Here is a 12575-nt window from a genome sequence, read left to right as displayed (position 1 = left end):
CGGGCCGCCCACCCTCCGGGCCCTTCCCCATGGAACAACCAGTCGGCCAATCGGCTTACGTGCTGCACAGCCGCGCCTACCGGGAAACCAGCGCGCTGGTGGATTTCCTCACGCCCCAGGGGCGCGTGCGCGCGGTGCTGCGCCGGGCCCGGGGCAAGGGCGGCAGCCTGGTGCGGCCGTTCGTGCCGTTGGAGGTAGAACTGCGCGGGCGTGGCGAGCTGAAGAACGTCGGCCGCCTGGACAGCGTCGGCGTGGCCGCCTGGCTGCATGGCGACGCGCTGTTCAGCGGGCTCTACCTCAACGAGCTGCTGATGCGCCTGCTGCCGGCGGAAGTGGCCCATCCGCTGTTGTTCGAGCATTACACCTTGACCCTCCAGGCCCTGGCCGCCGGCCGGCCGCTGGAGCCGTTGCTGCGCGCCTTCGAATGGCGCCTGCTGGATGAGCTGGGCTATGCCTTCGCCCTGGACCGCGACATCAACGACGATCCGGTCCAGGCCGACGGCCTGTATCGTCTGCAGGTGGATGCCGGGCTGGAGCGGGTGTACCTGGTCCAGCCTGGGCTGTTCAACGGTGCCGAGCTGCTGGCCCTGGCCGAGGCCGACTGGGATGCACCGGGTGCCTTGCTGGCGGCCAAGCGCCTGATGCGCCAGGCCCTGGCCGTGCACCTGGGGCCCAAGCCACTGGTCAGCCGGGAACTGTTTCGCAAGCGCTGAGCACGTCGTATGCTGTGAGGCCCGATTTTCAGGAGAGCCTTTCGTGACTCACAGCAACCGCATGCTTCTCGGCGTCAACATCGACCACGTGGCGACGCTCCGCCAGGCCAGGGGCACGCGTTACCCGGATCCGGTCAAGGCCGCGCTGGACGCCGAGGAAGCGGGCGCCGACGGCATCACCGTGCACCTGCGCGAAGACCGCCGGCACATCCAGGAGCGCGACGTGCTGCTGCTCAAGGACGTGCTGCAGACCCGCATGAACTTCGAGATGGGCGTCACCGAAGAGATGATGGCCTTCGCCGAGAAGATCCGTCCGGCGCATATCTGCCTGGTCCCCGAGACGCGCCAGGAACTGACCACCGAAGGTGGCCTTGACGTCGCCGGCCAGGAAGCGCGGATCAAGGCGGCGGTGGAGCGCCTGGCGCGTACCGGTGCGGAGGTTTCGCTGTTCATCGATGCCGACGAACGGCAGATCGAAGCCTCTCGTCGGGTCGGTGCCCCGGCCATCGAACTGCATACCGGGCGCTATGCCGATGCTCAGTCGCCGACCGAGGTGGCCGAGGAACTCAAGCGTATCGTCGACGGTGTTGCCTTCGGCGTTGGCCAGGGCCTGATCGTCAACGCAGGCCATGGTCTGCATTACCACAACGTCGAGGCGGTGGCGGCGATCAAGGGCATCAATGAGCTGAACATCGGCCATGCGCTGGTGGCGCATGCGTTGTTCGTCGGTTTCAAGGCGGCGGTGGCCGAGATGAAGGCCTTGATCGTCGCGGCCAGCGCGCGCTGACCCAGGTGGGGCCGCCTTGCGGCCCTTTCGCGAATGGCTTACTTGCGCGCCAGCAGCGTCGCCCGACGCGGGGCTGGCAGGCCTTCGATGGTCAGGCTGTGGTCGTGCGGGTCGAGGAAGTCGCCGAGCGACTGGTAGCGCATCCACTCGGTGCTGCGCTGCTCCTGCACGCTGGTGACGCTCAGGTCGACACAGCGCACGTCACGGAACCCGGCCCGGCGCAGCCAGCGCTCCAGCGCCGGTACCGACGGCAGGAACCAGACGTTGCGCATCTGTGCGTAGCGGTCCTCGGGCACCAGCACCTGGTGTTCGTCGCCCTCGATCACCAGGGTTTCCAACACCAGCTCGCCCTCCTTGACCAGGCAGTCCTTGAGCGCCAGCAGGTGCTCGATGGGCGAGCGCCGATGGTAGAACACGCCCATGGAAAAGACCGTGTCGAAACCTTCCAGGTTGGCGGGTAGGTCTTCCAGGGCGAACGGCAGGTGCCAGGCCGGCAGGTCGGGCAGGTATTTCTGCACGGCCTGGAACTGGCAGAAGAACAGCCAGTTGGGGTCGACGCCGATGACCATGTCGGCCCCGGCGCCGAGCATGCGCCACTGGTAGTAGCCATTGCCGCAGCCCACGTCGAGCACGCGTTTGCCCTTGAGGTCCAGGTGCGGGGAGACTCGCGACCATTTCCAGTCCGAGCGCCATTCGGTGTCCACGTGCACGCCGAACAGGTCGAACGGCCCCTTGCGCCAGGGCGAGAGCCCCATCAGTGCCTGGTGTAGCACGGCGCGGGTAGCGTCGTCGCACGCACAGTCCAGGCGCAGGCCGTCGGCCAGGTCGATTTCGCTCGCCTGTAAATCAGGCAGGGCCTCCAGGGCGCCACGCCAGCGGTCGAGATCGCCATGGCCTTTTTCCAGCTTGGCTTCCAGTTGTGCCTGCAGGCCTTGGGACCAGGTGGCGAGAGGCGTACCCGCCAGGCGGCGGACGAGAGGGGACAGATCGATCATGGCAGGGCAATCAGCGAGGCGAAGTTGAGGCATTGGAACCAGGGCACGACCTTGGAGAAGCCGGCGTCGCGCAGGCGTTGCTTGTGGCTCTCCAGGCTGTCGGGCTTCATCACGTTCTCGATGGCGCTGCGCTTCTGGGCGATTTCCAGTTCGCTGTAGCCATTGGCACGCTTGAAGTCCAGGTGCAGTTCGTTGAGCAGCGCCTGTTCCTGGTCATCCTCGAACCGCAGTTTCTCGGAGAGGATCAGCGCACCGCCGGGCAGCAGGGCCTGGTGGATGCGGCCAAGCAGTGCCAGGCGTTGCTCCGGGGCGATGAACTGCAGGGTGAAATTCATCGCCACCACCGAGGCCGGTTCGAACGGCAGGGCGAGGATGTCGGCTTCCAGCACCTGCACCGGCAGCAGTTCCTGGAACATCGAGTCCTGGGCGGTGAGGTACTGGCGGCAGCGCTCGACCATGGCGACGGAGTTGTCCACCGCGATCACCCGGCAGCCGTCGGTACGTACATGGCGGCGCAGGGCCTGGGTCACCGCGCCGAGCGAGGCGCCCAGGTCATAGAGGGCCGTGTGCGGCTGGGCGAAGCGGGCCGCCAGCACGCCAAGGTTCTCGACGATGGTCGGGTAACCGGGCACCGAGCGCTTGATCATGTCCGGGAACACCCGCACCACATCCTCGTTGAAGACGAAGTCGGGCACCTGCTCCAAGGGCTGGGCGAATAGGCGGTCGGGTTCTTTGCTCACGGTGGATCCAGGCGGCTGGCAAACTAGAGGGCCGGCATTCTAGCCAAACCGCGGCAAGCTTGCATGGTTGGCTGACCGGCGCCGTGTGCTCATTGCACCCGGATCGTGCAGTCGAAGGTCTGCACGGGGCGGACTTCCGGTGCCCAAGGTTGCTGGTAGACCAGGATCAGGTGGCCCTCGCCGGCGGCCTGGGCCTGGAAGCGCCAGGTGGAAACACCGGCGCTGCCGACGATGCCGGCCTCTTCAGGGGCGCTGTAGACCTCGGGGCCGAGGCTGCGCAGTATGTTCGCAGCGGGGTCTTGCAGCAGCCAGCGATAGCCGGTGGAGGGATTGCTGGGCAGGGTCAGGGTCAGCGTCTGGCCGACCTGCAGGTGCCTGGGGCATTCGCTCTCGGCGTCCAGGTCGACATTCTGGCGTGGCTGCTGGGCGCAGGCGGCGAGCAGGGCGAGGCTCAGGGGAACGAGCAGGCGAAGGACGGTCATGTTGGCTCCGGAGGCTGGCGATGGCCTGAGGATACCGAAGGTGTCGGATCAATGTGTAGCCTGTGCCGGCCCATTCGCCTCGAACCGCTGCGAATGGGCCGCACTGCGGCCGCCGGCCTTCAGAACAGCACTTTCGCCACATCGGCGAAGCGCTTGGCGAAGTGCACCGTCAACCCGTCGCGCAGGTAGTCCGGCAACTCCTCGAAATCCCCCCGGTTGGCTTCCGGCAGGATCAACTCGAAGATCTTCTGGCGCCTTGCGGCGATCACTTTCTCGCGCACTCCGCCAATGGGCAGGACCTGGCCGGTGAGGGTCAGCTCGCCGGTCATGGCCACGCCTTTCTTCGGCGACTGGTCGCGGGCCAGGGACAGCAGGGCGCTGGCCATGGTGATGCCGGCGCTGGGGCCGTCCTTGGGCGTGGCGCCCTCCGGCACGTGCAGGTGGATGAAGGCCTCGTTGAAGAAACCAGGGTCGCCCCCGTACTGCTTGAGGTTGGCACTGACATAGCTGTAGGCGATCTCAGCGGACTCCTTCATCACATCACCCAGCTTGCCGGTCAGCTTGAAACCACGGTTGAGGGTATGGATACGCGTGGCCTCGATCGGCAAGGTGGCGCCGCCCATGCTGGTCCAGGCAAGGCCGGTGATCACGCCCTTGCCGGCCAGCACCTGTTCGCTGCGGAACACCGGCATGCCCAGCGCCGGCTCCAGGTCCTTGGGGCCGATCCTGAGCTTGGCGTCCGGGTCTTCCAGCAGCTTGACCACGGCCTTGCGCACCAGCTTGCCCAGTTGTTTCTCCAACTGGCGCACACCGGCTTCGCGGGCATAGCCTTCGATCACCAGGCGCAGGGCGCTGTCGCTGATGCCCAGGCTGCTCTTGGCCACGCCGGCCTTGGCCAACTGCTTGGGCCACAGGTGGCGCTTGGCGATGGCCAGTTTTTCCTCGGTGATATAGCCAGACAGGCGGATCACCTCCATGCGGTCGAGCAGGGGGCCGGGGATCGAGTCCAGGGTGTTGGCGGTACACACGAACAGCACCTTGGAGAGGTCCAGGCGCAGGTCCAGGTAATGGTCGAGGAAGTCGACGTTCTGCTCCGGGTCCAGGGTTTCCAGCAGCGCCGAGGCTGGGTCGCCCTGGTAGCTCTGGCCCATCTTGTCGATCTCGTCGAGCATGATCACCGGGTTCATCACCTCGACCTCCTTGAGCGCCTGCACCAGCTTGCCTGGCTGGGCGCCGATGTAGGTGCGCCGGTGGCCCTTGATCTCGGCTTCATCGCGCATGCCGCCGACGCTGAAGCGGTAGAACGGCCGGCCGAGGGATTCGGCGATCGACTTGCCGATGCTGGTCTTGCCGACCCCGGGCGGGCCGACCAACAGGACGATCGAGCCGCTGATCTCGCCCTTCCAGGCGCCCACGGCGAGGAATTCGAGGATGCGTTCCTTGATGTCGTCCAGCCCTGCATGGTGCTGGTCGAGGACCTTGCGGGCGTGCTTGAGGTCGAGCTTGTCCGCACCGTACACGCCCCAGGGCAGGGCGGTGGCCCATTCCAGGTAGTTGCGGGTAACGGCGTATTCCGGCGAACCGGTCTCGAGGATCGCCAGCTTGCTCATTTCCTCGTCGATGCGCTTTTTCGCCGACTCGGGCAGGGTCTTGCCCTCCAGGCGTTGCTGGAACTGCTCCAGGTCGGCGCTGCGGTCGTCCTTGGTCAGGCCCAGTTCCTGCTGGATGACCTTGAGCTGCTCCTTGAGGAAGAATTCGCGCTGGTGCTCGCCGATCTGCCGGTTGACCTCGGCGGAGATCTCGTTCTGCAGGCGCGCGACCTCGACCTCCTTGCGCAGCATCGGCAGGACCTTTTCCATGCGCTTGAGCATCGGCACGCAGTCGAGCACTTCCTGCAGTTGGGCGCCGGTGGCGGAGGTGAGTGCCGCGGCGAAGTCGGTCAGCGGCGACGGGTCGTTGGGGCTGAAGCGGTTGAGGTAGTTCTTCAGCTCCTCGCTGTACAGCGGGTTCAGCGGCAGCAGCTCCTTGATCGCGTTGATCAGGGCCATGCCGTAGGCCTTGACCTCGTCGGTCGGCTCGGCCGGCTGGCGGGGGTAGTCGACCTCTACCAGGTAGGGTGGACGATGGTGCTTGAGCCAGGTACGGATGCGTACCCGGGTCAGGCCCTGGGCGACGAACTGCAGCTTGCCGTTCTCGCGGCTGGCGTGGTGGACCTTGACCAGGGTGCCGTACTGCGGCAGGGCCGAGGTATCGAAATGGCGATGGTCTTCTGGCGGGGTGTCCATGAAGAACAGGGCCAGGGAGTGGTGGGGCGTCTTGGCCACCAGGTCGAGGGTTTCCGCCCAGGGCTCTTCATTGACGATCACCGGCAGCACCTGGGCCGGGAAGAACGGGCGGTTGTGGATCGGGATCACATAGACCTTGTCCGGCAGTTGCTGGCCGGGCAGGGCGAGGTGGTGGCCGGTGGTGGCCTTGGCTTCGAGATGCTCGACTTCGCTGTGTTCGTCGGGATGTTCCGGGAAATCCTGCTGGTCGCTCATGGGGCACCTGCGTGAATGGCTATGGTGCTTAGATGGGGCGGGGGAGGACGGGTTTCAACCCGTCCCAGGGGCAAGGCGCTTCACTTCAAGCTGCAAGAAGAAGCAGATCGTGCATGCTCCACTTTCTTCTTGCAGCTTGCAGCTTACTCGGCGAGCTTGTAGGCGATGATGTAGTCGCCCATCTTCGTGCCCAGCGAGCCGTGGCCTCCGGCGGTGACCAGCACGTACTGCTTGCCATCCTTGCCGGTGTAGGTCATCGGCGTGGCCTGGCCGCCTGCCGGCAGGCGGGCTTTCCACAGCTCCTTGCCGTTGTTCACGTCATAGGCACGCAGGTACTGGTCCAGGGTGCCGCTGAGGAAGCCCACGCCGCCGGCGGTGACGATCGAGCCGCCCATGCTCGGCACACCTACCGGCAGGCCGATCGGCACCGGGGTGCTGTCGCGGGTGGTGCCGTTCTTGCGCTTCCACACCACCTTGTTGGTGAACAGGTCGATGGCTGCCACGTAGCCCCAGGCCGGTGCCTGGCAAGGTACGCCCAGCGGCGACATGAACGGGTGCATGATCACCGCGTAGGGTGCGCCGGTGTTCGGTTGCACGCCGCTGGTCTCGCTCTCGCGCTTGCTGCCGGCGGCGACTTTCTCGCGAGGTACCATCTTCGACACGAAGGCCATGTAGTTCGGGGTGGTGAACAGCAGTTGGCGCACCGGATCGACCGATACGCTGCCCCAGTTGAACACGCCGACGTTGCCCGGGTAGACCAGGGTGCCCTGCTCGGAGGGCGGGGTGTACTGGCCTTCGTAGCGCAGCTCGCGGAACTGGATGCGGCAGAGCATCTGGTCGAACGGCGTGGCGCCCCACATGGCCTGTTCGGTCAGCTCAGGGCCGAGCAGGTTGAGGTCGGAGCGGGCCTGGGTCGGCGCGGTACGGTCGCCCTTGACGGCACCTTGCGGCACCGGGATCTCGCGGATCGGCACGATCGGCGTGCCGTCGCGGCGATCGAGCACGTACAGGCTGCCCTGCTTGGTCGGCACGATGACCGCTGGCTTGATGCCGTCGTCGGTCTTCAGGTGGACCAGGGTCGGCTGGCTGCCCACGTCCATGTCCCACAGGTCGTGGTGGGTGAACTGGTAGTTCCAGCGCACCTTGCCGCTGGCCAGGTCCAGGGCGACGATGCCGGCGCTGTACTTCTCGGCGCCTGGGGTGCGGTCGGCGCCCCACTGGTCCGGGGTCTGGTTGCCCAGGGGCAGGTAGATCATGCCAAGGTCTTCGTCGACGCTGGCGATCGACCACATGTTGGCCGAGTTGCGGCTGTACATCTGGCCGGCGGCCAGGGGCTTGGTGTCGTCCGGGTTGTTGCTGTCCCAGTTCCACACCAGGCGGCCGTCGTGCACGTCGTAGGCGCGGATCACCCCGGACGGCTCGTTGGTCGACTCGTTGTCGGTGACGTGGCCGCCGATGATCACCAGGTCACGGGTGATCGCCGCGGGCGAGGTGGAGTAGTAGCCGCCGGCGGTGAACGGGCCGATGCCGGTGGTCAGGTCGATCACGCCCTGGTTGGCGAAGCCTTCGCAGACCTTGCCGGTGTCGGCGTTGATGGCGATCAGGCGGGCATCGGCGGTAGGCAGGTAGAGCCGGCGCGGGCAGGCCTGGGCGACTGCCAGGCCCGCGTCGGAGATCTTCGGCGCCGGGCTGCCGTCGCGGCTGACGTAGCGGTTCTCGTCATAGTAGGAGACGCCACGGCAGGTCATGTGGGCGAAGCCCTTGAAGGTGCCCACTGGGCTTTTGATCTGCGGGTCGTAGCGCCAGATCTCGGCACCGGTGTCCGGGTCCAGGGCCAGCAGCCTGCTGTGGGCGGTGCAGGCATAGAGCATGCCGTTGACCTTCAGCGGGGTGTTCTGGTTGGTCAGCTCCACCGGGTCGTTTTCGGTCGGCAGGTCGCCGGTGCGGATGCGCCAGGCTTCCTCCAGGCGGTAGACGTTCTGTGGGGTGATCTGGCGCAGCGGCGAGTAGCGATCGCCATGCTCGGTACGGCCGTAGGCCTGCCATTCGCCGTCGGGCATCGCCGGGGCGGCGCTGGCCATTTCGCTGCTGTCACGGCCCAGTTCGCCATGGATCTCGCCCGGGTGGGTGAACTGGCTGGCCACGGCGGTAGCACCGGAGGCGACGACCGCAAGGCTCAGCACGGCGGTGTTGACCTTGGAGGAAGGGCCCACCAGCGAGCGACGCGCCCAGGGCAGCAGCAGGAGCACGCCGATGGCGAACCAGATGGCCAGGCGCGGCACCAGTTGCCACCAGTCCAGGCCCACTTCCCACAGGGCCCAGAGCGTGCTGCCCAGCAGCACCAGGCCGTACAGGCCCAGGGCGATGCGGCGCATGGCCAGCAGTAGGATGCCGGACAGGGCGAAGCCGATACCGGCGATCAGGTAGTACAGGGAACCTCCCAACTGGCTCAGCTTGATGCCGCCGGCCAGCAGGGCCAGGCCCATCAGCAACAGCAGCACGCCCAGAAGGCGCGGTAGCCAGCGGGTTCCATTCTTGGCACCGTCAGTGCTCATCGTATGTTCTCCGTAGGTCGAAGGGTGGGTTTAGAAACTGCTCTGGATCTTCAGGCCGCCGATCAGGGCGGCGTCGACCTGCGACACACCGCCCGGATGGCGGATGTACTGCAGGTTGGGGCGTACGGTGAGCCAGTCGGCCAGGTGGATGCCGTAGTAGAGCTCGGCGCTGTACTCGGTGTCCTGGACGGGCAGGTAGCCTGGGTTGTCGTAGTCGTCGAGGCCCGCAGCCTGGTTGATGAGGCGCGCGTTCTTGCGGTAGGCGGGATTGACGTGCACGCGAGCGAGGGCGAAACCGATGTCGTCCTTGGCGCGGGCATCGAAGGGCCCTTTGTACACCACACCTGCCTGAACATAGTTGTCGATGGCATTGGTCTTCTTGTCGTGCAACGTGGCATTGGCGAACAGGCTCAGGCCACGCGACTGGTCAGAGGCCAGGGACGTCAACTGCTGCTGGCCGCCGAGCCAGAAGCCGTGCTTGCTGGACCTGCTGCGGTAGGCTTGGCCACTGAGGGCCGCGGCCTGGCCGTTGTCGTCCCGGTAAACATCTTGTGCCTTGGCATTACTGTAGTAGTAGCCGGCGCGATATTCCCCTTTCAGGCCATTGACCCGTGGGCTCCAGACCAGTTCGACCGGCATCACGGCGCCTTGCGTGCCGCTGCCGCTGAGCTTGAAGCCGTTGCCGGACTCGAGGTTGGAGGGATTCTGTTCGAAGAGGCCGACCTGGGCATAGAGGTCGTCGCGCAGGTTGTAGCGCACGCGCAGGGCCCACTGGCTGACCGGCCAGTTGTACCAGATGTCGCCGACCCAGTTGCCCACCTGGGAGCCGCAGAACGCCAGGTTCTGGAAGTCGCAGGGGAAGCTGTTGAAGTCCTCGCCTTCGCCGAAGCGGCCGAATTTCACGTCCAGGGCGCCGTCGAGGTACTTCTGCTTGATCCACAGTTGGGTCAGCCGCCAGGTCTGGCCACGGCCCCAGACTTCCTGGGCCGAGGTGAAGCCACCGACCCGTGGGTCGTTGATCCGGTCATTGCTGATGTTCTGGCCATGGCGCTCGGTGATCGTCAGTTGGAACTCGGCGTCGTGCCAGCCGAGGATCTTCTCCAGGTCCAGGTGGCTGGCGAAGGTGAACTGGTCGCTGTAGCGCGCGGTGCGGTCATGGTCGTAGCCACCCTGCAGGTTGCTGCCCATCTCGCCGGTATAGCCAAGGGTGAAGTCGTAGCCTTTTTCCAGCAGTTCGCTGCGGGTGCCGCCCCAGTCGCCGAGCATCCATGGCGAGTCGCTGGCGAACATTTCACTGGCGCCGACGAGGGGTGACAGGCTGCCGAGCAGGGTGGCAAGGGCAAGGCCCGGGTATCGGGATCGAGGCAGTTGGAGCATGAGATAGCGCTATCTTTTGATTATTGAAAAAACGGCGAACGCATCGAAGAGACGGGCCCGTCGATGAGATTGCGTGCAAGGTTCGTGGGTGAAGCGTTTCAGCGTGTGGCGAGGAGGATATAGGGGAAGTTGTAAGAAAAAAAGACAAAATGTCGCAGGGGATTGTTGTCGCTGGGGTAACAGTCGGGCGCGTCGGGGGCTGCTTCGCAGCCTATCCGGCAAGCTGCGCACACAGGGACCGCGCCGTTCTTGAGGTCGGCGCCGGACCTGAGAGCCGGCTTGCCGGCGAATGGGGCGCACAGCGCCCCCTTGCGATCAGAAGGACGTACGCAACCCCACCTGGACGCTACGCCCCGGCGCCGGGGCGATATCCCGCAGGATCGAGCTGGCGTAGCGCACGGTCTGGTCGGTCAGGTTCTCGCCCCGCACGAACGCCAGCCACTGGCTCTGGCCGATGTCGAAGCGATAACCGAGGCTGGCACCGAGGGTGGTGTAGCCATCGGTGCTGGTCTCGTTCGACGGCTTGCGGTGCTGGGAGGCGGCATGCTGGACGTCGACGCGCGCCTGCCAGCGATCGCGCTCCCAGAGCAGGGCACTGTTCAGGCGCAACGGCGCGATGCGCGGCAGCGGCTCGCCGCTGTCGAGGTTCTTGGCCCGGGTGTAATCGCCAGACAGCTCCAGGGCGAAGCTGCCATAGCGGTTCTCGGCCAGTTGCCAGCGGTCCTGGGCCTCGATGCCGTAGAAGCGAGCGCGCACGCCCTGGTACAGGTACTCGGGAATGTCGCCGTGCTCATGTTCGTGGTCATGGTCGTGATCGTCGTCATGATCGTGATCGTGATCGTGACCTTCGCGCAGGTTGCCGCTGCCGATCAGGCCGATGTAGTTGCGAAAGTGGCTGTAGAACACTCCGACGCTGCCCTTGTGGGTGCCATTGTCGAAGCGCAGTGCCAGGTCGCCGGAGATGGCCTTTTCCTTATTCAGGCCTGGGTCGCCCACTTCGTAGGCGCCGGTGGCCACGTGTGCGCCGTTGGCGTACAGCTCATAGAAGGTCGGTGCGCGTTCGGTGTAGGCGAGGCTGGCGGCCAGCGACCAGACCGGGTCGAACTGGTACACCGCGCCGGACGACAGGCTGGCGGCGGTGAAACTGCTGGCGTCGTCGGCGCCGATGAAGTGCTCGTTGCCCTTGGCGTCCGGGTCGACCCGGGTGTGTTCCAGGCGCGCACCCAGGCTCAGGTTCAGGCGTTCGCTGGCCTGCCACTGTTCGAGCATGAACAGCGCCAGGCTGTCGGTGTCGGTGTGCGGGACGAAGGCTTCCTCACCCAGGGCGGAGAACTCGTTGCGGCTGACCTGGGCGCCGATCACGCCCTCGACCGGGCCGAGTGGCTGGTGGCGCGCTTCGATGCGGGCTTCGTAGCCCTTGTTCTTGAAGGTGGTATGCACTTCGCCGCTTTCGATCTCGCGGTGTTCGTAGTCGGTGTAGCCGGCATCGACCTTGACCGAGCTGAACGGGCCTTGCAGGTCGCGCAGCTCCGAGGCGAAGCCGTAGTGGTCCTGCTGCATGTCCAGGCGTACGCCGGGCTCGGCCACCGAGCCATAGTTGCTGTCGTAGCGGCTGTAGGACAGGCCGGCATAGCCGTGGTCCCAGTGGTAGGCCCCCCCGAGCGCACCGCCGTCCTGGCGTCCGTCGCTGTTCTCCAGGCGGTGGCGGCTGCCCGGTTCGTCGGCATCGCGGACCTTGGCGCTGCGGGCGTAGCCTGGGATGCGCAGGTCGTTGAACTGGCGGCTATTGGCATCCAGGTGCAGGGCGAAGGCGCCGTTGCCGGCTTCCAGCTTGCCGGCGCTGCTGCGGGTGGTGTCGGCGCCGCCATAGCGCAGTTCGCCGGCACCGTGGATGCCGTCGATGGGCGAGTCGGGAATGCGGTTGTCGAAGGTATTGACCACGCCACCGATGGCATTGCCGCCGTAGAGCAGGGCGGCCGGGCCCCGGACGATTTCGATGCGCTCGACATTGACCGGGTCCAGGGGCACGGCATGGTCATAGGACAGGGACGAGGCGTCCAGGGCGCCCACGCCGTTGCGCAGGATGCGGATACGGTCGCCGTCCAGGCCACGGATCACCGGGCGGCTGGCGCCGGGCCCGAACCAGGTGGAGGCGACACCGGGCTGTTTGTTGAGGGTTTCGCCGAGGCTGCCCTGCTGCTGTTGCAGCAGGTCGTCGCCTTCGAGGACGGTGCTCGGCGTGGCCAGTTGGCGGCTGCCCAGCGGGTTGGCGGTGATCACCTGGGGTTCCAGTTCCACCGCCTGGCTGGGCGTCGAGGCCAGCCAGAGCGCGACGGCGAGTGGGGAGAGACGCAAGGGCATGTGAAGCATGGGGCTGTGACGTTCC

The 12575-nt window shown here is 66.1% G+C and carries 9 protein-coding genes; 2 read left to right on the top strand and 7 right to left on the bottom strand.

Features of this window, described 5'->3' with window-relative positions; genetic code table 11:
- Positions 1 to 29: 29 nt before the first annotated feature.
- Both recO and pdxJ read left to right on the top strand, forming a co-directional pair.
- On the top strand, positions 30 to 713 hold the full coding sequence (gene recO, locus ACDI39_RS11350) for a DNA repair protein RecO (RefSeq protein WP_486538686.1): 684 nt from the start codon (positions 30 to 32) through the stop codon (positions 711 to 713).
- 61 nt (positions 714 to 774) lie between these two features.
- Positions 775 to 1500: a pyridoxine 5'-phosphate synthase gene (gene pdxJ, locus ACDI39_RS11345; RefSeq protein WP_262923725.1), complete on the top strand. Its 726-nt coding sequence runs from the start codon at positions 775 to 777 to the stop codon at positions 1498 to 1500.
- A gap of 38 nt (positions 1501 to 1538) precedes the next feature.
- Here the strand turns inward: pdxJ and cmoB are convergent, their stop codons facing one another.
- The 7 genes from cmoB to ACDI39_RS11310 form a co-directional block, all read right to left on the bottom strand.
- Positions 1539 to 2495, bottom strand: coding sequence for a tRNA 5-methoxyuridine(34)/uridine 5-oxyacetic acid(34) synthase CmoB (cmoB, locus tag ACDI39_RS11340; RefSeq protein WP_225788091.1), 957 nt, complete (start codon positions 2493 to 2495; stop codon positions 1539 to 1541).
- Complete coding sequence (gene cmoA, locus ACDI39_RS11335) at positions 2492 to 3235, bottom strand: carboxy-S-adenosyl-L-methionine synthase CmoA (RefSeq protein WP_225788092.1); 744 nt, start codon at positions 3233 to 3235, stop codon at positions 2492 to 2494. Before cmoA ends, cmoB begins: the two co-directional genes overlap by 4 nt.
- 89 nt (positions 3236 to 3324) lie before the next feature.
- A complete protein-coding gene (locus tag ACDI39_RS11330; RefSeq protein WP_225788093.1) occupies positions 3325 to 3717 on the bottom strand; it encodes a protease inhibitor I42 family protein in 393 nt (130 codons plus the stop codon).
- 119 nt (positions 3718 to 3836) lie between these two features.
- Positions 3837 to 6257 (bottom strand): endopeptidase La, encoded by a 2421-nt coding sequence (lon, locus tag ACDI39_RS11325; RefSeq protein WP_225788094.1) that lies wholly within the window; start codon positions 6255 to 6257, stop codon positions 3837 to 3839.
- 143 nt (positions 6258 to 6400) lie between these two features.
- Entirely contained in the window at positions 6401 to 8812 is a 2412-nt protein-coding gene (locus ACDI39_RS11320) for a glucose/quinate/shikimate family membrane-bound PQQ-dependent dehydrogenase (RefSeq protein WP_253091437.1), read from the bottom strand.
- 30 nt (positions 8813 to 8842) lie between these two features.
- Positions 8843 to 10189, bottom strand: coding sequence for a carbohydrate porin (locus tag ACDI39_RS11315; RefSeq protein WP_410045344.1), 1347 nt, complete (start codon positions 10187 to 10189; stop codon positions 8843 to 8845).
- 315 nt (positions 10190 to 10504) lie between these two features.
- Entirely contained in the window at positions 10505 to 12559 is a 2055-nt protein-coding gene (locus ACDI39_RS11310; protein WP_225788097.1) for a TonB-dependent receptor, read from the bottom strand.
- Positions 12560 to 12575: the final 16 nt, after the last annotated feature.

The organism is Pseudomonas sp. Tun-23181, from assembly GCF_057415455.1.
Note: the sequence above shows the minus strand (reverse complement) of the source record. Positions and strands in the feature narration are given on the sequence as shown.